The organism is Candidatus Poribacteria bacterium, from assembly GCA_028820845.1.
Taxonomy (GTDB): Bacteria; Poribacteria; WGA-4E; order WGA-4E; family WGA-3G; genus WGA-3G.
On sequence record JAPPII010000110.1, the window covers coordinates 1 to 20,705 of the forward strand.

Sequence of the window (20,705 nt, forward strand, 5' to 3'; positions counted from 1 at the left end):
TAAAAACTATAAAGGATATCCCATGGATTTACAACTTCTTTATACCTGGCAACTTAGGTTTATAAAGATGCATAAGGATCGACCAGAAAATAAAAAAGACGTTTTTTGGGTTCAAAGTGACCGTTTTGAACCAGTTATGCGTCTTATATAACAAATGGACGCTCCAAAATGCATCGCAGAAAGGATGGAGAATTGCCAGACGATGTTAAAGAGAGCAGTGATGAAAAATTGATGGCACTCATTGACAAACATGAGCCGCTGTTAAGAGGTATCATTGCATTGGACGTTCACAATCCGATTGATGCTGAGGACGTCTTTCAGGAAACAGTCACCAAGATTCTTGAACATTTCCAGAAAGGCATAGAAATAAAATATCCGAAAGCATGGATGGTAAAAATCGCCAAAAACAAGTGTGTTGACTTTCACCGTCGACAGCAACGCGACATAGACAGCAACGCGACATAAATAGAGACTTGGATTTGGCAGCTTTTATCAGTTCTTCGGCTTTCGGGGGTGGCGTTAGTATTGCTGATGAACAGCATGAGGCAGTGATTGCGGGAGAAATTCATAACGTAATTGCGGAGATGAAGTCCATTTATAGAGATGTGGGAGAGTTGCATATCCAAGGATACACCGACTTTGAGATTTCAGAACTCTTAGAGGTTCCGGAAGGAACAGTAAAATCCCGGCTTCGGAAGTTTCGGCAGTTGATACGGGAGTATCTGGAGATAGATACACCACCGAAAAAGAAGAAGTCCTGATTGCAATTTTCGCACATCGTGAATTCCAAAGTATCTATTTTGTCTCGTTTGACGAAATCGTTTTTGTAAACGGCAGTCTCCTTTTTAGAGGTGCGCCGACAGTGGTAGCAGCACAGATCGGCGCGGCACTGCCATAACCAGACTATGACAGCACTAACCTAATTGTATCATAAAACACCTTTGTTTTGTGAGACTTTTGGGTTAGTATCTTATCACACAGACGGATTGTCAAAGACGCAATATATTTTCACAAATTTTTGGTCTCTCCAAAGCAATCCAAAAAATCAAGGAGAAATCTAATGTTGTTCAGAAAAGCAATCGAATTTTCTATTATTATTGCCCTATCGGTAATTTTGTCGGTTACATTCTCTACAAACAACAAAGTTGAGGCATGGGATGACCTGTGGTGGAATGTTGAAATTACTACAGACTGCTTTGAAGTGACCGACACCTATACATGCTGGTGCGGCGATTCTGTAGCTTATGGTTGGACAGGCGGCACATCAACAGCCCATGCAAACTTGAGCTCGTCACAACATCCAGAATATCATAGCGTATCGTATCAGGGATGGCAATATTGGACAAACAGTACAAACGTGAGTGACTGTGACGATTGTCCGTAAGCCCAATTTTCCAATAGATGTGAAAAAAGCGGTTTCATAGCGGGGGCAGCTTTATTGCCTCCGCTCTGTGCAAATCAAATGAAAGGAATTTTCAATGAAAAAACTCTGGATCGCAGCCTCTATTTGTATCCTCTTCTGTGGTGGGATCTTCATCTATACAGAATGGGAAAAAAAGGAATTTGTCAAAAACCTTCCGGCACTGCCACAAGAATTTGAGAACACTTCTCAGCAAGACTTATCTCCAGCAAAAGTGGAAAACAATTCCACCGTGATATCAAAAAACAGACAGAAATCAGACGGTTTTAAAACAAAAATCGAAAATGAGGCAAGGTTAGAACAAACCTCAAATGAAGACATCTGGCAAACCAACCAGGATTCTTACGACGGCAATTCTGATCCTATTTTATCCTTGGAAGACATCTGGCAAACCAATCAGGATTCTTACGACGGCAATTCTGATCCTATTTTATCTCCGCCAATGGCACTGCAGGATGCTTCGGTTTCGTTTACAGACTTGAGCCCCGAGGAAAAGCTAGAAGTAAAATACAAAATGCTGCTTGAACAATGGGGAAACATTCCAGAAGTTCAGACCTATTTTGAATTAGGAAAAAAACGACTTCATAATAATTTAACACTTGAAGAAAATATTGTACGGACAGAAGCTATCCTTTATTTATTTCCAAGTGAAAGGACGGAAAAATCACTTATGCTCATGAAGTGGCAGAAATCACAAGGTCCCGATTTTCAATTCAATCTAAATGACCCAGGGTTGATGAGAGAATTAAAAAGCATGGGAGTAAAAAAAGTGGAGAGAAATGGTTTTACATTTTATACCATTGAATAGTTTTGACAAATCATCTCCATGGATACATCTTTATCACAAAAACATTTGATGATTAGGTCTTACATGGAACAAAGATTCCGTAAATATTTACTTGAATATCAAAGGTCTTATCCTCAAAACACAGGAGTAGAAATTATGAAAAATTCATCCTTTCTATACTGTATCATCACGTTTGCTTTAATGGGAATCTTTATCATTTTTATCTTTCCAGAAATCATCCCCACCTCAACGAATCTATTAAAGCAACAAGTGCCGGTGGAAACAAAGATGACAGGAAAAAAGAAAAAAGCCTGTGGTTGTTGCGAAGATAGAGAAAAACGACGGCAACGTTTTGAAAAGATAATTCAAGACGTTCACGCTAGGAGTCAAGTGAAAAAACAAAGTGTTAACATAACCGCACCGTAATGAGAAAAACCGTGCCGGTGAGTGAATACAGAACATCTACAGATGATATTTTTCTCAAAACGCTCTTGGCAATCGGCTTGCCTAAATGAAATATAACGTAGAGGCGAAACTCCTTGCCCGTTTTGTAGTGCCATAATCCTGCAGATCCTGATTCTGATAGACACTAACACGTTTGGAATACTGCCCCAACTGCCAACTGTTAATTACTATTCACAACTCGCTGCCAAAATTTTTGCATACCTACCGCTAGGGTCATTCAGTTCTCCGAAATTTAGATTTTCAATGTTCACGAATCCGCTGTAGGGGAGATTTCCAAATCCCGACTCTTTGGACAAATTGGACAAAAACCTAAAAACTATGGTAGATCTTAGAATTAATTGGACACTCTGCACTGTCTTGGAAACCGCAGCTACCGGGCCTGGGACGAAAGGGTGTATTTATTTTTAGGATCCACCATAAATGACCCTGACCTACCGCAAAGACAAATTTGACTTTATAGGCAAAATGTGGTATCATTTATCAAAAATGCGGATTCTGGAGAAACATGCGGGAAAGCGTAGAACTTTTCATCCGGAGCGTCCATTTGATAGCGGCGATCATTTGGTTCGGCGGTGTTCTCTTTTCTACCTTCGTCGTGATGCCGATTTTACAGCAAAACTTACCGCCACAAAATCTGTTAGCGATCCACAACCGTTTTCGGACGTTGGCACGGTTGATGATTCACGTTTTGCTGACGACAGGCGCGATGGTGTTTTTTATCGTCGCATTGAACAACGGCTTTTTTACAGGAAATAGTACTGGCGATTTTAAAGCCTATATGTTAATTTTCGTCGTGAAACTGGCGGCGTTTGGCACGATGGCACTCTTTTGGGGGTTGTATAGTTCGTTCTATCGGAAACATCTTGAAGCCAGTCCACCAGACGGTGAAGCACATCACAACCAGAGCCGTCATATCAACGTCTGGAGAGGATTGACGCTGGTAGCGGGGGCAATCGTTTTCGCACTTACCGTGTTGCTGTAACTTCGTTCTGTTGGGCGCGTGTGTTCAAAAGGAGATACATAATGAAAATTCTCATCTTTCTCTCAATACTCTTTTCTGCAATCGCCTTCCCAGCACTGGGTGAACTAACAGATGCTGACCTTGATAAAATCCGCTTGATTATCAACGAGGAAATTAAACCGATAAAAGCCGATATAGTGTCTCTAAAAACAGATGTCGCATGGATGCGAGGCAAACTTGAGAGTGTTGATAAACAATTTGAGAGCGTTGGCAAACAAATCACGCATGTAACGTATATCACTTATGGACTCATCGCGCTCATTGTGGCGGCTATAGCGATACCACAAATTCTCATTGCATGGCGTGCCGAGAAGTCTCGCTCCCTCGAAAGAAAGGTTGAAATGCTCACAGAAGAAATAGAAACGCTGAAGCGACAACAGATTATACATCCTCGAGACGCGTAACAAATAGCTAAGACCGAATTAGAAACATGACAAACACAAAAGTCCAAGCCGTTTCATGGAATATCACCCGACTCTGTAATCTAAAGTGTACGCACTGCTACCTCCCCGCAGGATTTGTAGACACAAACGAGTTAGTGAACGGAAACCTTAACCTCTCCGATATTCAAGATTCACACGAGTACTCAAGGGACGCTGAACTCAGCCAATCTGAGTGTTTCCGCGTCATTGATGAAATCGCCGAAATCAATCCGCATATCCTCCTCATTCTCACCGGTGGCGAACCGCTATTACGCCCGGATATTTTGGAGATATCGAAGTATGCCTCCAATACCGGGTTTCTTGTTGTCATGGGTACAAACGGTGTCTTGCTGAACGACGCAGTGGTCGAGAAAATGCAACAGCACGGTGTCACCGGCGCAGGCGTTAGCTTAGACTCTATTCAACCCACAAATCACGATAAGTTTCGGGGTATGGAAGGAGCGTGGAAAGCGACGATGAACGGTGTTGAGGCACTCAAACGCGCACAACTCGACTTCCTCGTTCAGACCTCTGTAACGCAGTGGAATTACGATGAGATCCCAAAGATTGTAGAATTCGCGTATCAACTCGGTGCGAAGGTGCTAAACCTCTACTTCCTCGTCCGAACCGGAAGGGGTAAGACGGTGATGGACATTACGCCTACGCAATATGAAAAGATGCTGGAGACGCTTTTCGAGCTGCAGGCGGCTTATACTGGAAAAATGCTCATCGCGGCGAAATGTGCCCCGCATTACAAGCGCGTCATCTATGAACAACAGTCCGACTCGGCTTTCCTTCAAGGCTATCCGAGTGGCACGTGTCCGTGTGGTATCTACTACTGCCGTATCACGCCTGAAGGGGAACTGACACCGTGTCCGTATCTACCCGTTAGCGTCGGGAACCTCAAAGAGGAGAGTTTCGTCAAACTCTGGAACGAATCAAAGACCTTTCAGGAGTTGCGGAATCGGGATTTGCTCGAAGGTAAGTGCGGCGCGTGTGAATTCAGAGAAGTCTGTGGCGGTTGTCGGGCGCGTGCATACGCGACGACTGACAACTACCTCGCTGAAGATGCTTCGTGTGAGTATCAGCCAGGACAAAATAGCGAGGTTTCAAACCCCGCCAACAGTAGACAACCTGTTCAGATAGAGAAAAAGATTGCTTTTGCAACGGAAACCGATTATGATTTGCAGTGGACACCGGCAGCAGAGAAGCGGTTGAAGCGTGTGCCATCATTCGCGCGCGGTATGGTCGTCAAAAGTGTCGAAAAGTACGCACGTGAACATGGGCATCGCGAGGTTACTCCAGAATTGATGAAAGCTGTCAAGAAACGTTTTGATAAAACCGGCATCCCTTCCTTTAGACCGAAACGCTAAGGAGAACCGTATGCTTACACCAGAACAGGTAGCATTTTTTCAGGAACACGGATACCTCATCCTCAAAAATCTAATCGACGTTGAGACAATTGACGGGTGGCGGACGCAGATTTGGAACTATTTTAACTCCAGTTTAGAAACACCAGAGACCTGGTCCGACGACTATACGATCCAGAATTTCAGTTTCTCTCCCGTATTCGGACACCTCCCTGTGATGCAAGCAATTGCGGAGCAGCTTGGCGGTGGGCAATTTTTTACAGGCGGTGGCGGTTCACCGATCATTAAATGGCCGAATCCTGAAGAAGCGTGGTCAATGCCCAAGGACGGACACATTGATGCTTATGGCGGTGCTTGGAGTCCTTTTATGTTGGGGGCAACAACGTATCTTTACGATATTGAATCCCATGGGGGTGCTTTCATTTTCTGGCCCCGGAGCCACTATTCAACGCACAAATATTTCCTCCAATATCCAGAGCAGATTGACGGCAGTTTCTACGATATCAAAGATTGGGGATGGCATGTGCTTTCGGATTTATCGCCGGAGGGACCCCGAGAATTTATCGGTGCCGCAGGGGACGTTGTGCTGTGGCACGCATTTCTCTGTCATACCGGTTCATCGAACGTCAGAAACGTTCCGCGTTTTGGTGTCTTCGCGCGCTACGCTCACAGACAAAAGGAAGAAATCAAATACGAAATCCCAGAAGATCTCTGGAAATATTGGGTAATCTAAGGAGAAGAAAGAATATGAGCGAACAAACAAATGCCAATGAGCGACTTAATGATGTAGAAGAACGCTTAGCACGGGTAGAGCACTTACTCGTCAGCATCAATGAGAAATTGGCGCAGGGTCCGATTGTCGAGAACATTGATACCGGGAAATCGGAGGCGTTTAAGGAGTGGGTAACGAATTACGTCTCAATGCGGTTGCAGCAACTCGTTCCGGAAACGTGTGATCATCCAGCGGAAGCTGTGCTTCAAGACGGTCCCTTCCTCGATAATACCACAGTGCCGTGTACAGAGGAAGTCGAGCATCGAGTTAAACGGATACCGATCCCGTTTGTCCGTGAGATGGTTGTGCAGCGCGTCGCTGAAAACGCACGCGAAGCGGGCGTTGAACGTGTAGATATCGAGTTTTTTGAGAAAGCGGCGACATTTTGACAATGTAAAGCCACAGAGGAGTTCCCTCTGCCCAACTTTGATTGGAAGGACTTCTTAAAGGCACCGATATAATGGACTGGGTTTTCAATACTTTTTCAGAATACCTTGAGAACGACTTCAAAAAACGCATCGGGAAGCTGAACCCTACCGTTTCAGACTTGTGGCAAGCCTTCCAGGTGCTTTTTCCTGCCACGTCGGCGCAGCTGCTTGTACAAGAACCGGTCGGCAATACCGTGCGATTTAAAGCACTCGCCTTCTATCACGCGGACGAAATGGGTCCGTTGATTGAAGCCCCACTGGAATACCTCAAGCAAAATTTCGGTGGCGGCAAATTCAAAATCAACTTCTATCACGGTATGCAGTTCATTGCGACCATCAACTTCAAACCAGAGGGTCCCGAAATTTGGCGCGAGTTACCAGAGTTGGAAGGGAACCCTGTTTCCGAGGCATAACGCTGGTAAACGCTGCCACCAAACATAATTTATTACAGTAATAGGTACACGCCGTGTGCCGTAATCAAAAACAACGGATGAAATCATGAACCAGCATCAGGAATTTGGGGAATGCCCATCTTGTGGAAATCCGAACCTCCGACGGTTGGATGGAAATTCATGGTTCTGCTTAGATTGCGACTGGGACAACCTTCCGGTGATTCCCAACGGAAACCATGACGACATCCTTGCCTCCCTCCGTCACGGTGACCTCCACTCACGGCGGATCGCCGCACAAGCACTGATTAATATAGGTGACGCAGACCGACACCTCGCTACGGCAACCGATACAAAGGTCCTGTTAGAAGCCTTGGACGACGAGGATGCCGATGTGCGTTACTTCGTCGCCGTTGCCCTCGGCAAATTAGAAACGAACCGCAGTCTCGGTAAGCTGAAACAACTCGCCCGAGACGACGCCTCTGCGCTCGTGCGAGAGGGTGCCCAAACAGCAGTTGAACAGATAGAATCACGGCAATTAGCCAACAGCCGTTAGCAATTGGCAGTTGGCAAAGAGGGCGTACTTTAACGCTTGCGTCTTTGCTATAGACCAACAGCCAACAGCCCATTAGCAATTAGAGATAAAATATGGAAAAAATTCGACTCGGTTATATCGGATGTGGGTTCATGGCACAGAAGGTCCACATCCCAAATTTTTCGAGCATTCCAGACTGTGAACTCATCGGACTCGCCGAAGTGCGGACAGAACTCGGACAAAAAGTCCAAAGTCGTTTCGGTATTCCTAAACTTTACCGGGACCATCACGAACTCGCACAAAACGCCGATATTGAAGCAGTCGCAGTATCTGCTGACTTTGCCTTGCAAGGCGAAATCGCGAAAGACCTTCTCCTGGCAGGCAAACACGTCTTCATGGAAAAACCGATGGCTGTCTCCGTTCAGCAAGCCGAGACGATTGTGGCGGCATCGCAGCAGTCCGGCAAAAAACTGATGGTAGGCTACATGAAACGATACGATGCCGGGAACGAAATCGTCAAAGCGAAAGTCGTGCAATTCCGAGAAACCGGGGAACTCGGTCGCTTGACGTACGCCAGAAATCACGGATTCGGTGGCGATTGGGTCTGCAACCTCGATACCCGCATGGATGGTACTTCAGAAACAAAACCCAGTGCACCGGTCAAAACACCGGAGTGGATACCTGAACGCTACCGACGCTCCTACATCGGATACCTCCAACAATATACGCACAATATCAATCTGATGCGTTGGTTTCTCGATGCCGGGGACAAGGTCACCGTCAAAGCGGTCGATTTAGACGAAAATGGATATTCGGGTGTCGTTATCTTCGATATGGACGGCATTCGTGTGACGTTAGAGACGGGACATGTTTCTCACTATCGGTGGGACGAGCATAGCCAAATCTATTTTGAGAACGGATGGGTCCACACATGGGCACCGCCACTGCTCCTGAAGAACACCCCTGCAGAGGTCGAAATCTACCGTGCTGGAGAAGAACAGGAAATCACTCGTCCGATTCCGAGACCGAGTTGGACCTGGGCATATCACAGAGAAGCGGAATACTTTATTGCCAATGTTCGTAACGACGAGCCGTTCCGCTCTTCAGCCGAAGATACGTTGACAGATGTTAGACTTTTTGAGGACATCTATCGGATTTTGATTACACAATGATTTCCCCAACAGAGATTCAAGCAGTATGTGATACTATTGTGCGTGAGTTTGCCCCGGAGCAAGTTATCCTTTTCGGCTCCTACGCCTACGGCACGCCAACAGAACACTCGGATGTCGATTTGCTGGTAGTGATGCCGATTCCCGAAGCCGAGCGACACCGTCAAGAGAAAGCGATCCAGAAACGGATCCCGCATCAATTCCGTATGCACTTGCTCGTTAGGTCTCCGGAGGAGATCACCACTCGCGTTGCACAGAACGATTGGTTTCTCCGAGAAATTCTTGAAAAGGGAGCAGAACAGGTGCTACAAATATGCACGGACGTTCGCCATACGGTTCGCTTGGCACTACGGCTTTCAGTAGAACCAGAACCTCAATCCTGAAGGTCACTTCCGTAACAAAATCTCCGTATCGTTAATGTTCACCGCGAGTTCATAGTTCGCCTGTAAATACGCCGCAATGAGCGGGTGCCGTTCCTCAACAGGAATCGCGTCAACGGCATCAAACCACCCTCCCGTTTTGAAAAGCACCAACTGCGTCCGATCCTGCTCAAGGGCTGCAATAACCTCGTGCTGCATCGCAGGTGTCGAAGCGTAGGAAACCTGATGGAATCGGGTGACACCGGGTCGATTGGCAAAGAAGTAGTAGGCACCTTGACTCGTAAAGTCGAAAATTTTTTCGTCTTCTGTCGTGTTTTCTTGGATATAAGCGACGACCTTCTGAATTTGGGCAACTTGGTCATCTGGGATGTCAACGCGCCCAGCACGTGCCAATTCTTCTGGGACGACCCGTTGCTTGAAAGGGTTTTGACGCAGCCGCTGCCACTTCCCGCTAAGACCTACCAAAGGCTGATGTGCCTCCCCAACATACCAACAGAATATCACAGTCGGAATTAGCACCCATGCCGCCCTCAGGGCGTGGTGCCAACGCACTTTACCCGTTACGAACGATACCAAAGTCCGGAACATTCCTAAAATGCCGCCCTCTAACGGCAACAGGCAGAGCAACCATAAGAAAGTCGCACCATAAATCAGATGCCCACTATCTGAACGTCCCAGTGCAGTCCGAAAAAAGGCGATACCACCGAGCAATAGAAGCAAGAGCTGCAATGTGTGCGTCGAGGGAGTCCCAGAAAGGTGTCGATATGTCAGATACGCCGCAAGCGTCAGAAAGACACCAATCGGCAGGTACCACCGAAAGCCTTCACTGAACACAAAGGCATGCCAGCCATCTGTGGATAACAGCGTAAGCATTTCTGATAGGGACGGAAAAGCGAGTCCCCACGTTTCAAGTTGATAACGACACTGGATATAGGAATTCCAGATGACATCGTCTAAGGCACCGTGGGCAAGGAAATAGATGCAGACCGGCAGAAAACCTAACAGCACCCCGCAACCATAACTTATTAGGGTCAAAAAGCGTTCGCGGATGGATATTTCGCTCTGCAGGAAAGTGTATCCGAGTAGAAACAATCCGACAGCAGCTAACGTATAAAGTCCGATTTCGGTGCTGTACCAGAATGCCAAACTTGCGAAAAGTCCGGCGAGGAGAAGTTTCCATGAGAGTCGAAATATCGGAGTTACAAACCTCTCCCGCAATCTACCATCCTTAAGAAAACTCGCAACGAAGGCGAAACTGATTAAACCGAGACTATGGCGTGGGGATACCCAGAACTCTGTTCCAGAGGCAATCACGACACAGATAAAGGCAGTGAAGAATCCACCGCGGAATACCTGCAAACCGAGCAGATAAAGGGCGACATAGCCGAGCGGACCCAATATGTCTTCCATTGAACGCAGACCGAACAACGTCGGTTCAAAGAGTTGACCGCCAATCCATGCCAAGTAGGCGTTTTGGAAGACCCCATGCTGGATATAGATGTCTCGAAAGGGTATCCCGCCGCGTAGCATCTCATTGAGAGGCGCGAGCCGCTCCCCCTCGTGGAACAGATCAATCTTACCGTGAATGCCGTTTACATAGGTCAGAAGGTAGATAAAAACTGGAAGGATAACGTACGTAAATCCGCGCCACCAAACCTTGTAGGAGCGAGCTGTGCTCGCGATCTTTGTAAGTCTATAACCGTCAGTCCGGATTTCCCTATCCTCTTCGCTGGCAGAGTTTGTAACTTCGTCTGTGCTATCAACGGCAGAAGTCCACAGTTTTGGGAAGTAACGCTGGGACAGCAGCACCAATTTGATTAAAAGGGACAAACCCACTGGTAGGATTAAACCCATCAGCGTCCACTGTCCGATGTGGTACACCTGTAGCCAACAGAGCCACAACGGAATGGACGCTAATGCATTCGCTTTCAGCACACGCCGGACGGGTTGCGCCGTCAACATAGCGCACCAGTGTGAATAGAGACGCCATCCTAACGCATACAACCCAATTACCATCGGGACACCGAGCAGTGCTAACAGATAGAAAAAGTATTCTTGTTGTTTCGGATAGGCGTTAGCACTCAACCATCCGACGACCCCAGTATTAGAATGGTATTCAAAAACGAGGAACTTTTTGAGGGTTATGCCGAGGGCGAGCGCAAGGGAAGTCGCAGAGAAGGTGATAAGTCCAACGTAGGAGCGGAGAGCAGCGGCTTTAAGTTCCTGCAAGGGGAACATCGATAAAATCTTTGGCTGTTTCATCGTAGGCGAAAGCCTTCACGGCGCGTATCTCAGCGTCATAAACGGAGATAACCAGATACGTAGCATCCGGATAGGCGGGTTCGTCCCACATCATCGCGTCCGCCTTGTCCTTCTCCGAGAAATACGCCTCGTGGTTCGGGTGCGAGTGGTAGAAAACCTTAATCTGCCGATTTTGTGTCTCTGTCTCTTTGTGAATAGCGATTAAATCATCAGGGTGTATAACGTACGCCGTGCGGGCATCGCGCGGATATGTGTCGGGATCTTTCTGATGCAGTGCATTCTGTATATTCCGGCATTTCCAGACAAACTCCTGCGTCCCATCACTCAAAATAGCACCGCAGCATTCATCGGGAAACTCCGACTTTGCATGGGCATAAATTTCGCTAAGGGTCTCCGGTTGTAAAGTTAACATTTGCATTTTTTTCGCCACATCAAAGCGATCACATTCTGCTATGTCTCTAATCCGCGTCGGAACGCCTAAAAACTGGGTGCCAATGAAGCGTTTAGGCTTATCTGCAGTATCGGGCTTTAGAAAAGCCCGCCAGCGATTGCGGGGATAATAGAAATTTCAGCACCATCTGTCACAGGCGTGGCTTTTCCGTCAAGGAAACGGATATCTTCATCGTTAAGATAAATATTGACGAACCGGCGGATATTTCCGCCTTCATCACAGAGACGTTCCTTCATACCGGGATAATTCGCCTCAAGATTGTCAATAACGCCTTCAATATTGGCACCTTCCGTCTCAACTTCTGCCAAGTTTTGGGTCAAGCGTCTCAGTGGGGTTGGGATACGGACTGTTACAGACATGGAATAAATTTTCTCCTTTTTTGTATTAATTATAACGTGAACTCGATAAAAAATTTCTAATCGTACCGCAAACTGTTAGTTTGCGGGCAAACCCTACACACAAACTAACAGGAATCAACGTCAAATGTGCGTCTGGCATTTGCCGTGTGCTACAATTAAATTGAGTAATGCAATCCGCACTCTTTGGCATCTTCTGTTGTAGGTGCGGCGTTCTGCCAACGCCAGCGTCCGGCGCGTTTCGGTTCACCGGGTTTTATGGGTGTCGTGCATACGATACAACCGAGCGATTCATAATAGTGGCCGTCAGCATCGGCTTCAAGCAACGGATTCACGGGAATATCGTTGTCGCGGACAAACTGCCATACCTCCTCAGCTGTCCAGTGAAGGAGCGGATTGACCTTTAAGACCGGGTGTGTCGTTGATGATATGATTTCTGCCTTGCGGAGCTGCTTTCTCGCCTCCGACTGATCGCGACGCAGCCCCGTTATCCAGACATCCAAGGACTCCAGCAGTCGTTGCATCGGGCGGACTTTCCGAATGTTACAACAGTATTCCTGCTTCGCTTTGCTGTCGAAAAACAGATATTCGCCGTGCTCCGAGACCATTTCTTGGACTTCCTGTGGGTCAGGTTGAATCTGCTCAATCTGAATACCGTAGCGCGATTCGACCTTCTCAAGGAAGGCATAAGTCTCAGGAAAAAGTCGGAGTGTGTCAAGCGTGCAGACCCGGAAGGGCAACTGGTTTTCAGCAGCCAAGTGAATTAGCACCATACCCGACAGCTGCCCACTTGTGACGATTGCAGCACGTCCTTCAAACCGCTTAAAGAGAGAGAAAAGGATTTCTTGAGGAGTCTCTGTCAAGGTAATCTCTTGGCAGAGCGCATTATCTACTGAATGCTTCAATCTTTTGTTAACGGGTTTCTCGGTCATTGCTAACGCCTTTTAGGATATAGGTGAAGTTACGGCAGCATCTCCATAATGTCCGATTCGACTTCAAAATAACGACTCAAGCTGAAATAACGTTCGCCGGTGTCTGGAAGAATTGTTACAACGGTTTTATCGGGGCCCAGTTCCTTAGCGACCTGTAGTGCTGCGTAGACATTCGCACCAGACGACATCCCGACCAATAAGCCTTCGGTCGTTGAGATCGACTTCATCGTCTGATAGGCGACCTCTTCAGGAACAGCGATAACTTCATCAATGACATCTACATTAAGGACTTCAGGCACCATCCCAGCACCGAGTCCATCTATCCGTGTCGGTCCCGGGGGACCTCCGGAAAGCACGGCTGAGACCTGCGGTTCCACAGCAACCACTTTCACATTCGGGCACGCTGTTTTTAGGACCTCGCCAACACCCGTCAACGTGCCGCCTGTTCCGACCCCTGTCACGAAAAAATCGATGTCGCTGCCGACCGATTTCAGAATTTCGACGGCAGTCGTCCGGCGGTGAATCTCTGGATTCGCGGCATTCGTGAACTGGTTGGGCATGTAGTGTCTGGAGTGCTGTCTGACAATTTCCTCCGCCTCCCAGATCGCGCTCGCCATGCCGCCGTGTTCGGGTGTTAGGACAATCTTTGCACCGAACGCAGAGAGCAGTTCATATTTCTCACGACTCACATTTTCGGGCATCGTCAAAACCACAGGATAGCCACGGGCGATGCCGACGATCGAAAGCCCCAAACCCGTGTTCCCTGCTGTAGGTTCAACGATGGTATCCCCTTTTCTTAAGATACCGCGTTCCTCAGCATCGACTACCATCGCATAACTAATCCGGTCTTTAATGCTACCGCCGGGGTTGTAAGCCTCTAACTTCGCGAAAATAGTCGCATCGTCCTCACCGGGCAAGGCATTCAGACGAATCATTGGGGTATTTCCGATGAGGTCTGTTAGGTTTTTGGCGATTTTCATCTACTCCCCACTCTCACAAAAAATATCGCCGATTTGGCACGTTAATTGTAGCATATATACGTTGAAAAGTCAAATTCAGGGTAGTGGGTTATAAAATTCCGATGCGTTTTCGTAGAAGAGTTTATCTTTCTCGGTATCTGAAGCATCACTAATAGCCCATAAAAGTGACTCTACCCATTCCTGATAGGTAGCAGCTATCGTGCATACGGGCCAATCACTGCCAAACATTAACCGTTCATACCCGAACGTCTCCACGAGATGCTGGATGTACGGCTTCAGTTCTTCCGGTGTCCAATGCTCACTCGCAGTCGTCACAATTCCCGATACCTTGCAGTGGACGTTCTCAAAAGCGGCGAGTTCTCGGATATGGGCTGCCCACGGCTCAAATTGCCTGCCTTTTATATCGGGTCCGCCACAGTGATTGAGTGCATGCCGGACATCTGGTGTTGCTTGCACTAACGCAATTGCGGCGGGCAGCTGCAGAGCATTCGCACAGAGTTCAAAGGAGAGATTGAACTTTGCCAGTCGCTTTACACCCTGAATGAGTTCAGGCATCGCATAAAACTGCGGGTCGGGATGATGCCACGCCATTCGACGGATACCGACAACAAGCGGAAATTCAGCGAGTTGTTCAAGAATAGCCTCAGCGTTGGGTTTCTCAAGGGGTGCTGCCGCCGCTATCGTCCCTATCATACCGTCTGTCTCTGAGATTTGCGTTAACCACTCGACCTCTTTGACGACATCCGCTTCGGCGGGATCGCCTTCAACATGAACGGATTTAACGACGTTAAGGTTCCCAATCGCCTCGCGATAGTCTTCTGCTGTGTAACGCTTTCCTAACAGATCAAACCCTTCCAGCCACGGATAGTCCAAGTTCTCGGTATCCCAAAGGTGTTGGTGTGTATCAATAATTTTCAACATCTACGCTCCTCATCGCTACGAATTAGATACGTGTATCCGTTGAAGTATAGCACACCGCGGGAATGGCGTCAAATTTGCTTGGGTGGAAGAACTGTTGCACAAACTAAAAGTTTATGCTACACTCTATCCCATTAACTTATAACTTATAACTTATAACTATCCTGCTACAATGAAAAACTACAGTGTCAGAATGATCCGTGAGAATATGGAAAATATTCCACAATTCCCTGTGCCAGAGGGATTCGCAATCCGCAATTATCGCCGCAACGAGGGACATATCTGGACACGGATTCAGAAAGCGGCGGAACCCTACATGAATATCGACGATGGACTTTTCGCCCGCGAGTTCAAACGAGATTTCTCGGCATTGGAAGACCGGAGTTTTTATTTCACCACGGACACCGGCGAGGAGATTGGGACAATCACGGCATGGTGGCAAGATAACGGATGGGGACAGATTCACTGGGTCGCAATCCATCCCGACTATCAAGGACGTGGACTTTCTAAACCGATGATGTCGGTGGCGATGACCCGCCTAAAAGCGTCGCACAAACGCTGTTTCCTCGACACATCCACAGGACGCATTCCTGCGGTTAAACTCTATCTCGACTTCGGGTTCATACCAGACCCTTCGCGTGAAAATAGCCGAGAGGCTTGGACAGAAATCGCATCCGTTTTGGAACACCCTACTTTGGAGGCATACATATCATGAGCACCACAGTGACCGCATCTGTTAGCAAACAGCAGATAGCAGATTTTCATGAAGACGGTTATTTAATTGTACGTAACGTTCTGTCAACAAAGGAAGCGGACGAACTGCATCGTGTCGTGCAGAAAGAGGTGAAACGCGATGCCTACCCATCTTCGCTGCAGTACCCTGAACCCGCAAAATATACCGTTAGCGGCAACAGGCTCGCTGCCCCCGGACTCACTGAGATTGCCGAACATCCGACGGTTGTGAATGCCGTGGAAGCCGCCCTCGGTCAACCCGCTCATCTTACTGCCTACGTTGCGTATCTCCGAACACCCGGTGATAGAGGTGCTGGCGCGCATTGCGACTATAAACGCTGGCGACCTGTCGGTTCATCGATGAACTGGGTATTCGCCATCATCCCGTTGACAGATTTCGATGCGTCGTCCGGTCCGTTTCTCGTGTCGCCGAAATCGCACAAGCTGACGCAGGTCATTGATCCAGACGCACACATCTTGGATCTTACCCGCCCCAATCGTGAGGCATTACCGCCTTTTATCGATCCAGAACTCAAAGCGGGCGACTTACTTGTCGTCAACGAACATGTATGGCACGAAGCACCTGCTGGCACTACGACTGAAGACCGATGTGGGATTTTCAACAAGTATTGCGCCGTAGACGCACCCCCTGCAGCGGGATATTATCCTTACACTCCAGCCGCCTTGGACGCACTCAGCGATGAAGGCAAACGGCTTATCCCTGTCTGTTTTGACAAACCCATTGCGACGACGCGCCTGCTGATTGAGGATTCATCGCATCAGGAACCGAAATTCTTACTGCGTCGTGACCCGGAAAAGGGTTCTTGGGAATTACCGGGAGGTGAAGGTTGGGAAGAGGAGAAGCTGGTCGGTTGGGATGTCGGTGCAAGAATTGGCGCGCTCCAAGAGATTACGCAAACACAACTCGGTTTAGAAGTGCCGTGGATGTCCTATATTGAGGATATTGCAGAGGATGCGGGCATCTGTCGTCTCTACGGCTTTTCTGATGAAACCTTGGACACCGACGCACTCGCCACTGGCGGTTGCGAGTGGTTCACGAAATCTGAGATGAGACATCAACTCGGTGAGAGTGCCGCCATTTGTCGTGCGGTTGATACGTGGCAGCGGGCTGATATGATTCGAGGTAAGGGCAAGGCGTGCCGTCAAAGCCGAAAACAGTTTGAATAGTAGTCAGCAGTCAGGGCGTTCCGCTACGCTACACTCTCAGCGGTCAGTGATCAGCAGTTATGGGAAACTTGCACCTACCGGATTGGGTTCCGTACCCATTAATGTGTCAACATATTTCTATAACTCGCTGTGATAGACACCCAGCTAAAGCATGGGTGCTTCCGCAATCTTTTCTGCGGAAGCGTTTGTGGAATACAGAAGCGGACTGGTGGCTTCAACGGCACAGCCTACGATTTTGTTATACAAAACAAGAGGACTTACAACACCTAACCCAAAGGAAGCTACCCCTTCCTTAAGAATGTTGATCGCAGCGTTCTGGTCCCGGTCAAGATGTGTCTGACAACTTGAACACGTCCATTCTCTATCTGCTAAAGTGAGATCTTGATTTTTATGATTACAAACACAACAGCACTTTGTCGTGGGAGTCCATCTCCCAATCTTCAGAACGCTTTTGATACGTTTTTTAGATTGGTGTTTAACCTTTTGCATGAACGCACCGAAGGCAAGGTCGGATACTTGTTTCCCCCAAAGGCGTTTCATGCCTTCAAGGTTCAGGTCTTCAAAGAACAGAATATCGTATTGTCTGCAAAGGTCTATCGCAAGTTTCCAATGATGATCGGTTCTTTGGTTTTCCGTTTTCTTGTGGAGACGCGCAACTTGTTTTCGCGCACGGTCTCGGTTATTAGAACCTTTCACCTTACGAGACAACTCACGTTGTGCTTGTGCCAAGTGCTGAGCGTTCTGCTTGTAGAACATTGGAGAAGAACGTCTTTCACCGTCACTGCCAGTCAAGAAGTCTTTGATACCCATATCGAACCCTTCGGCTTTACCCGTCTTAGGTTCAGGTATGACTTCATTGTAATCTTCAGTGAGTGTGACATATATGTCTCCGAGTGCGTCTCGTGTGACTTGAACTTGAGTGATTTCGCCGCTGATTTCACGATGCAAGGCGAAACGATAGTAGCGTCCGTTCAAGCGAACTTTGTAGGTCGGATGGTTTCTTTCGTGTTTCTGTTTATCCAAAACTTTTTCAAGCGGTGCCTGCCCACCGTCAAACGTCATGCCTTTGTGCTTTTTACGTGACTTGAATTGTGGGCGTCCACGTCCAAGCGTTTTCATTTCCCTAAAGGACTCTGCCAGACGTTTGAGCATGTTTTGCAGAGACCACGAATAGGGGATATTCCAATGCTGATACTTCTCAAGTTTCTTGAGTTTCGTCAAATGTTTAGACATCTTGGCATACGAAAGTCTCTTCCCATAGATGCGGTAATATCGCATAGAAAGTGCAATGAAGTGATTTCGCACAATGCCGATGATGTTCAGATCATCGTGCAAGTGGCGCAACGTCTTATCGTGAAAAAGTTTGTGTTTCGTATTTCGCATGGTATATTAAGTCTCAAGTCTTTAACCCCCTGCACAGTGGGTAGGCAGACACGTTACCAAGCGGTAACGCTGTGCATGTCTGCCAACTTGATACAAGCATCATACCACAACTTTACTATATTTGTCGAGTTTTTTTACTCGCCACGCTGTGGCCTAACACACAAGGGCGGTTGTGTATCCCCCAGCTAAAGCAAGGGGGTTTTACAACCGAAGTTTTTGATAAAGTATGAAAGAATGTAAGAAAATTCGGGTGAACTGCCCGAAACATGGAGAAGTATTATTCACGGGTGCGAACAATCCCAGTGAGACTGTTCCACCGTTCTGTCCACTGTGTGAACACGAAGCGCGTCATCCGCAGGCACATAAGGACGCGCCGTATCCGTTGCAAGGTACATCGCCGTCTGTGATTCCTGAACTGAATCGTGGCGACTGATGTTAGCCGATGCGCTTGGTCAAAGCGCGAAATGCGTCGGGGTTCCAAACCCCTCCTACAAGACAGTCGGGGTTCCAAACCCCTCCTACGAAATGCGTCGGGGTTCCAAACCCCTCCTACAAGACAGTTTGAACCTTCCACCCAATACCCCGTACGCATAACCCAAAAACGCAAAGTTTGTATAAATTAAGCAAAAATTGTATAATATTAAGCAAAAATTGTATTTAATATTGATTTATAAGCAATTTTCAATATTAAATATGCAAGTTGTGCATCTGGGGACGCAAACCAAATGAAGTTTAAGAAAATAAATCGGTAATCGACGGGCAATGAATTGCCCTACTACGAACGGGGCCGCTTGTAGTAGTGCGATTTATCGCACGTTTGGGAATTACCGAATTAAACTCTTAACTTTCATACAGTTTGCGCTACAAAATACTTAGAGCATCCTTGGAAATTGAGAAGTTATTATTTAATATTGCATTGAATGACTTTAAAAATTTTCATTGACATAACTTGCATTTTCCGAGACAATAAAGTTATGTACCGTATAAAGTTATGTATAGCCTTAATAATGTTTTAATTTGAATATAACCAAAAATTAACCTATTCTAACATCAACAACTATAGTTTCGATACACAGAGACCCGAACCTTGACAGAACCACGCTTATCAAAGGAGGTACAACTATGAACAGCAGCTACAAGTATGTTGGCAAACCGCTTACGGAGCGGATAGCGAGAGAACTCATAATAGAGATATTCTCAGGAAAAACGGAGATTCAGAAAACAGAGATAAGGCAGACTGTAGATGAAACGCATACGCAACGGGGTGGGCGTCTGTCAACAAATGAAATCCACCCCGTTTCAAGCGCGCTCAGTCTCCTGAAACGGCAAAGACTTGCCAACAATCCCACTCGTGGGGCGTGGTCTATATTTCTAAGCACTGACCTCCATCCAAAAGTTCCTTTCAATTCAGAAGCTGTCCGGACGCTGGGTAACGGCAAAAATGCTGTCTACCTCTGCTACTACCCGGTCTATCGATCTTTGGTGGAATACGAAGGCAAGGAATTTTGGGCCTGTAAGATTGGCAGCGTTGAACCGCAAGTGTGCCTCGAAATACCGGAACCGCCTGAGATTGGACTTATTTTTAGAACGGATGACCCGGAAAACCTGGAGCAGGTCCTCCACAATATCCTGAAGTTGCGCGGCAAACAGATATCGGATGACCCGGGAAAAGCATGGTTTCTGACATCTCCAACCGAAGCCGAAGGTATCTACAAAAACGTGATAGGCGGCGCGTAATGGGTTGTGGGTTAATTGTCTGAATGGCGTTCACCAGTCAATATCATCGAGCCTTAACGTGCGATAAATCGCACTACTACGAACCAGTTTTCTGTTTGTAGTAGGGCAATTCATTGCCCGTCAATTACTGAAGGCGTTCACCAGTCAATATCATCGAGCCTTTCGGCTTCGAGGGCCTTTTCAAATAACGCATCAAGCTGCGAGATATGGTGCAGCGCGGTAATATGAGAAACAAGGGATTCGGGAACGTCCTCAAAGCGGCGTTGCAGGAGCTTGAGAATAGCATCCCGCTTCGCAAGCACCTGTCCTTGTTCCATACCGCGTTCCATACCGCGTTCCATACCTTGTTCAATGCCGCGTTCCATGACGTGTTCGTAAAACGGAGATTCTTGCATAATTGCCTCCAATGAAGGATTCTGAAAAAAATCAGACGGATGGACCAGACTCCCGAAAAGCGAGAGCCCAAATAAAAGGGTTGCCCGTGTCTCTCTATCAACATCAGCCGACTGGGTCGTCTCTATACACTTCTCAACCCACGCCTGAGGGGTCATGTCGGGTGTGTAAATATTTTGTCATCAGGTATTGAGTGATATATGTGTTGAAAGTAA

The 20,705-nt window shown here is 47.3% G+C and carries 26 protein-coding genes; 18 read left to right on the forward strand and 8 right to left on the reverse strand.

What is annotated here, in order from left to right; all coding sequences use genetic code 11:
• Positions 1-168: 168 nt before the first annotated feature.
• The 14 genes from OXN25_19975 to OXN25_20040 all read left to right on the forward strand — a co-directional run bounded on the left by OXN25_19975 (position 169) and on the right by OXN25_20040 (position 9,161).
• Positions 169-465, forward strand: a complete 297-nt coding sequence (locus OXN25_19975) for a sigma-70 family RNA polymerase sigma factor (protein ID MDE0427139.1) — start codon at positions 169-171, stop codon at positions 463-465.
• Between the two features lie 14 nt (positions 466-479).
• On the forward strand, positions 480-761 hold the full coding sequence (locus tag OXN25_19980; protein ID MDE0427140.1) for an RNA polymerase subunit sigma-70: 282 nt from the start codon (positions 480-482) through the stop codon (positions 759-761).
• A gap of 299 nt (positions 762-1,060) precedes the next feature.
• Positions 1,061-1,384 carry a hypothetical protein gene (locus OXN25_19985; GenBank protein MDE0427141.1) on the forward strand — a complete coding sequence of 108 codons (324 nt, stop codon included), beginning with the start codon at positions 1,061-1,063 and terminating at the stop codon, positions 1,382-1,384.
• Between the two features lie 94 nt (positions 1,385-1,478).
• The gene (locus OXN25_19990) at positions 1,479-2,228 is read left to right on the forward strand and encodes a hypothetical protein (protein MDE0427142.1); all 750 of its coding nucleotides are present in this window, start codon (positions 1,479-1,481) and stop codon (positions 2,226-2,228) included.
• 135 nt (positions 2,229-2,363) lie between these two features.
• Entirely contained in the window at positions 2,364-2,633 is a 270-nt protein-coding gene (locus OXN25_19995) for a hypothetical protein (protein MDE0427143.1), read from the forward strand.
• Between the two features lie 544 nt (positions 2,634-3,177).
• Positions 3,178-3,654 carry a hypothetical protein gene (locus OXN25_20000; GenBank protein ID MDE0427144.1) on the forward strand — a complete coding sequence of 159 codons (477 nt, stop codon included), beginning with the start codon at positions 3,178-3,180 and terminating at the stop codon, positions 3,652-3,654.
• A 41-nt stretch (positions 3,655-3,695) separates the two neighbouring features.
• Positions 3,696-4,097 (forward strand): hypothetical protein, encoded by a 402-nt coding sequence (locus OXN25_20005; protein MDE0427145.1) that lies wholly within the window; start codon positions 3,696-3,698, stop codon positions 4,095-4,097.
• A 26-nt stretch (positions 4,098-4,123) separates the two neighbouring features.
• Positions 4,124-5,488, forward strand: a complete 1,365-nt coding sequence (locus OXN25_20010; GenBank protein ID MDE0427146.1) for a radical SAM protein — start codon at positions 4,124-4,126, stop codon at positions 5,486-5,488.
• 10 nt (positions 5,489-5,498) lie between these two features.
• Positions 5,499-6,218, forward strand: coding sequence for a phytanoyl-CoA dioxygenase family protein (locus tag OXN25_20015; GenBank protein MDE0427147.1), 720 nt, complete (start codon positions 5,499-5,501; stop codon positions 6,216-6,218).
• Positions 6,219-6,232: 14 nt separating this feature from the next.
• The gene (locus OXN25_20020) at positions 6,233-6,646 is read left to right on the forward strand and encodes a PCP reductase family protein (protein ID MDE0427148.1); all 414 of its coding nucleotides are present in this window, start codon (positions 6,233-6,235) and stop codon (positions 6,644-6,646) included.
• Between the two features lie 71 nt (positions 6,647-6,717).
• Entirely contained in the window at positions 6,718-7,098 is a 381-nt protein-coding gene (locus OXN25_20025) for a hypothetical protein (protein MDE0427149.1), read from the forward strand.
• An 85-nt stretch (positions 7,099-7,183) separates the two neighbouring features.
• Entirely contained in the window at positions 7,184-7,630 is a 447-nt protein-coding gene (locus tag OXN25_20030) for a HEAT repeat domain-containing protein (GenBank protein MDE0427150.1), read from the forward strand.
• Positions 7,631-7,722: 92 nt separating this feature from the next.
• Positions 7,723-8,781, forward strand: coding sequence for a Gfo/Idh/MocA family oxidoreductase (locus tag OXN25_20035; protein ID MDE0427151.1), 1,059 nt, complete (start codon positions 7,723-7,725; stop codon positions 8,779-8,781).
• Positions 8,778-9,161, forward strand: a complete 384-nt coding sequence (locus OXN25_20040; GenBank protein MDE0427152.1) for a nucleotidyltransferase domain-containing protein — start codon at positions 8,778-8,780, stop codon at positions 9,159-9,161. Before OXN25_20035 ends, OXN25_20040 begins: the two co-directional genes overlap by 4 nt.
• 3 nt (positions 9,162-9,164) lie before the next feature.
• Here the strand turns inward: OXN25_20040 and OXN25_20045 are convergent, their stop codons facing one another.
• The 6 genes from OXN25_20045 to OXN25_20070 form a co-directional block, all read right to left on the reverse strand.
• Positions 9,165-11,420, reverse strand: a complete 2,256-nt coding sequence (locus tag OXN25_20045; protein MDE0427153.1) for a hypothetical protein — start codon at positions 11,418-11,420, stop codon at positions 9,165-9,167.
• Positions 11,374-11,838 carry a M67 family metallopeptidase gene (locus OXN25_20050; protein MDE0427154.1) on the reverse strand — a complete coding sequence of 155 codons (465 nt, stop codon included), beginning with the start codon at positions 11,836-11,838 and terminating at the stop codon, positions 11,374-11,376. Before OXN25_20050 ends, OXN25_20045 begins: the two co-directional genes overlap by 47 nt.
• 110 nt (positions 11,839-11,948) lie before the next feature.
• Entirely contained in the window at positions 11,949-12,230 is a 282-nt protein-coding gene (locus OXN25_20055) for a MoaD/ThiS family protein (protein ID MDE0427155.1), read from the reverse strand.
• Positions 12,231-12,385: 155 nt separating this feature from the next.
• Complete coding sequence (locus OXN25_20060; protein ID MDE0427156.1) at positions 12,386-13,159, reverse strand: phosphoadenylyl-sulfate reductase; 774 nt, start codon at positions 13,157-13,159, stop codon at positions 12,386-12,388.
• Between the two features lie 29 nt (positions 13,160-13,188).
• Positions 13,189-14,139, reverse strand: coding sequence for a cysteine synthase A (gene cysK / locus OXN25_20065; GenBank protein ID MDE0427157.1), 951 nt, complete (start codon positions 14,137-14,139; stop codon positions 13,189-13,191).
• Positions 14,140-14,214: 75 nt separating this feature from the next.
• Positions 14,215-15,060: an amidohydrolase family protein gene (locus tag OXN25_20070; GenBank protein ID MDE0427158.1), complete on the reverse strand. Its 846-nt coding sequence runs from the start codon at positions 15,058-15,060 to the stop codon at positions 14,215-14,217.
• A gap of 169 nt (positions 15,061-15,229) precedes the next feature.
• On the opposite strand from OXN25_20070, the gene OXN25_20075 reads away from it, so the two are divergent.
• Both OXN25_20075 and OXN25_20080 read left to right on the forward strand, forming a co-directional pair.
• On the forward strand, positions 15,230-15,772 hold the full coding sequence (locus tag OXN25_20075; GenBank protein MDE0427159.1) for a GNAT family N-acetyltransferase: 543 nt from the start codon (positions 15,230-15,232) through the stop codon (positions 15,770-15,772).
• Positions 15,769-16,977, forward strand: coding sequence for a phytanoyl-CoA dioxygenase family protein (locus OXN25_20080; protein MDE0427160.1), 1,209 nt, complete (start codon positions 15,769-15,771; stop codon positions 16,975-16,977). Before OXN25_20075 ends, OXN25_20080 begins: the two co-directional genes overlap by 4 nt.
• Before the next feature lie 144 nt (positions 16,978-17,121).
• Here the strand turns inward: OXN25_20080 and OXN25_20085 are convergent, their stop codons facing one another.
• Complete coding sequence (locus OXN25_20085; GenBank protein ID MDE0427161.1) at positions 17,122-18,360, reverse strand: RNA-guided endonuclease TnpB family protein; 1,239 nt, start codon at positions 18,358-18,360, stop codon at positions 17,122-17,124.
• 226 nt (positions 18,361-18,586) lie between these two features.
• Here OXN25_20085 and OXN25_20090 point away from each other — a divergent pair, with 226 nt between their 5' ends.
• Both OXN25_20090 and OXN25_20095 read left to right on the forward strand, forming a co-directional pair.
• Positions 18,587-18,793 (forward strand): hypothetical protein, encoded by a 207-nt coding sequence (locus OXN25_20090; protein ID MDE0427162.1) that lies wholly within the window; start codon positions 18,587-18,589, stop codon positions 18,791-18,793.
• Between the two features lie 689 nt (positions 18,794-19,482).
• Positions 19,483-20,097 carry a hypothetical protein gene (locus tag OXN25_20095; GenBank protein ID MDE0427163.1) on the forward strand — a complete coding sequence of 205 codons (615 nt, stop codon included), beginning with the start codon at positions 19,483-19,485 and terminating at the stop codon, positions 20,095-20,097.
• 137 nt (positions 20,098-20,234) lie between these two features.
• Here the strand turns inward: OXN25_20095 and OXN25_20100 are convergent, their stop codons facing one another.
• Positions 20,235-20,648, reverse strand: coding sequence for a DUF4351 domain-containing protein (locus tag OXN25_20100; protein ID MDE0427164.1), 414 nt, complete (start codon positions 20,646-20,648; stop codon positions 20,235-20,237).
• Positions 20,649-20,705 lie beyond the last annotated feature (57 nt).

What these genes read in the sequence shown, in the direction of transcription:
- OXN25_20085 (MDE0427161.1), bottom strand. Translation starts at nt 18,360, where the DNA reads ATGCGAAATACGAAACACAAACTTTTTCACGATAAGACGTTGCGCCAC.
- OXN25_20055 (MDE0427155.1), bottom strand. Translation starts at nt 12,230, where the DNA reads ATGTCTGTAACAGTCCGTATCCCAACCCCACTGAGACGCTTGACCCAA.
- cysK (MDE0427157.1), bottom strand. Translation starts at nt 14,139, where the DNA reads ATGAAAATCGCCAAAAACCTAACAGACCTCATCGGAAATACCCCAATG.
- OXN25_20030 (MDE0427150.1), top strand. Translation starts at nt 7,184, where the DNA reads ATGAACCAGCATCAGGAATTTGGGGAATGCCCATCTTGTGGAAATCCG.
- OXN25_19975 (MDE0427139.1), top strand. Translation starts at nt 169, where the DNA reads ATGCATCGCAGAAAGGATGGAGAATTGCCAGACGATGTTAAAGAGAGC.
- OXN25_20050 (MDE0427154.1), bottom strand. Translation starts at nt 11,838, where the DNA reads ATGCAAATGTTAACTTTACAACCGGAGACCCTTAGCGAAATTTATGCC.
- OXN25_20060 (MDE0427156.1), bottom strand. Translation starts at nt 13,159, where the DNA reads ATGACCGAGAAACCCGTTAACAAAAGATTGAAGCATTCAGTAGATAAT.
- OXN25_20075 (MDE0427159.1), top strand. Translation starts at nt 15,230, where the DNA reads ATGAAAAACTACAGTGTCAGAATGATCCGTGAGAATATGGAAAATATT.
- OXN25_19985 (MDE0427141.1), top strand. Translation starts at nt 1,061, where the DNA reads ATGTTGTTCAGAAAAGCAATCGAATTTTCTATTATTATTGCCCTATCG.
- OXN25_19990 (MDE0427142.1), top strand. Translation starts at nt 1,479, where the DNA reads ATGAAAAAACTCTGGATCGCAGCCTCTATTTGTATCCTCTTCTGTGGT.
- OXN25_20010 (MDE0427146.1), top strand. Translation starts at nt 4,124, where the DNA reads ATGACAAACACAAAAGTCCAAGCCGTTTCATGGAATATCACCCGACTC.
- OXN25_20090 (MDE0427162.1), top strand. Translation starts at nt 18,587, where the DNA reads ATGAAAGAATGTAAGAAAATTCGGGTGAACTGCCCGAAACATGGAGAA.
- OXN25_20095 (MDE0427163.1), top strand. Translation starts at nt 19,483, where the DNA reads ATGAACAGCAGCTACAAGTATGTTGGCAAACCGCTTACGGAGCGGATA.
- OXN25_20005 (MDE0427145.1), top strand. Translation starts at nt 3,696, where the DNA reads ATGAAAATTCTCATCTTTCTCTCAATACTCTTTTCTGCAATCGCCTTC.
- OXN25_20080 (MDE0427160.1), top strand. Translation starts at nt 15,769, where the DNA reads ATGAGCACCACAGTGACCGCATCTGTTAGCAAACAGCAGATAGCAGAT.
- OXN25_20035 (MDE0427151.1), top strand. Translation starts at nt 7,723, where the DNA reads ATGGAAAAAATTCGACTCGGTTATATCGGATGTGGGTTCATGGCACAG.
- OXN25_20070 (MDE0427158.1), bottom strand. Translation starts at nt 15,060, where the DNA reads ATGTTGAAAATTATTGATACACACCAACACCTTTGGGATACCGAGAAC.
- OXN25_19995 (MDE0427143.1), top strand. Translation starts at nt 2,364, where the DNA reads ATGAAAAATTCATCCTTTCTATACTGTATCATCACGTTTGCTTTAATG.
- OXN25_20025 (MDE0427149.1), top strand. Translation starts at nt 6,718, where the DNA reads ATGGACTGGGTTTTCAATACTTTTTCAGAATACCTTGAGAACGACTTC.
- OXN25_20020 (MDE0427148.1), top strand. Translation starts at nt 6,233, where the DNA reads ATGAGCGAACAAACAAATGCCAATGAGCGACTTAATGATGTAGAAGAA.
- OXN25_20000 (MDE0427144.1), top strand. Translation starts at nt 3,178, where the DNA reads ATGCGGGAAAGCGTAGAACTTTTCATCCGGAGCGTCCATTTGATAGCG.
- OXN25_20045 (MDE0427153.1), bottom strand. Translation starts at nt 11,420, where the DNA reads ATGAAACAGCCAAAGATTTTATCGATGTTCCCCTTGCAGGAACTTAAA.
- OXN25_20015 (MDE0427147.1), top strand. Translation starts at nt 5,499, where the DNA reads ATGCTTACACCAGAACAGGTAGCATTTTTTCAGGAACACGGATACCTC.
- OXN25_20100 (MDE0427164.1), bottom strand. Translation starts at nt 20,648, where the DNA reads ATGACCCCTCAGGCGTGGGTTGAGAAGTGTATAGAGACGACCCAGTCG.
- OXN25_20040 (MDE0427152.1), top strand. Translation starts at nt 8,778, where the DNA reads ATGATTTCCCCAACAGAGATTCAAGCAGTATGTGATACTATTGTGCGT.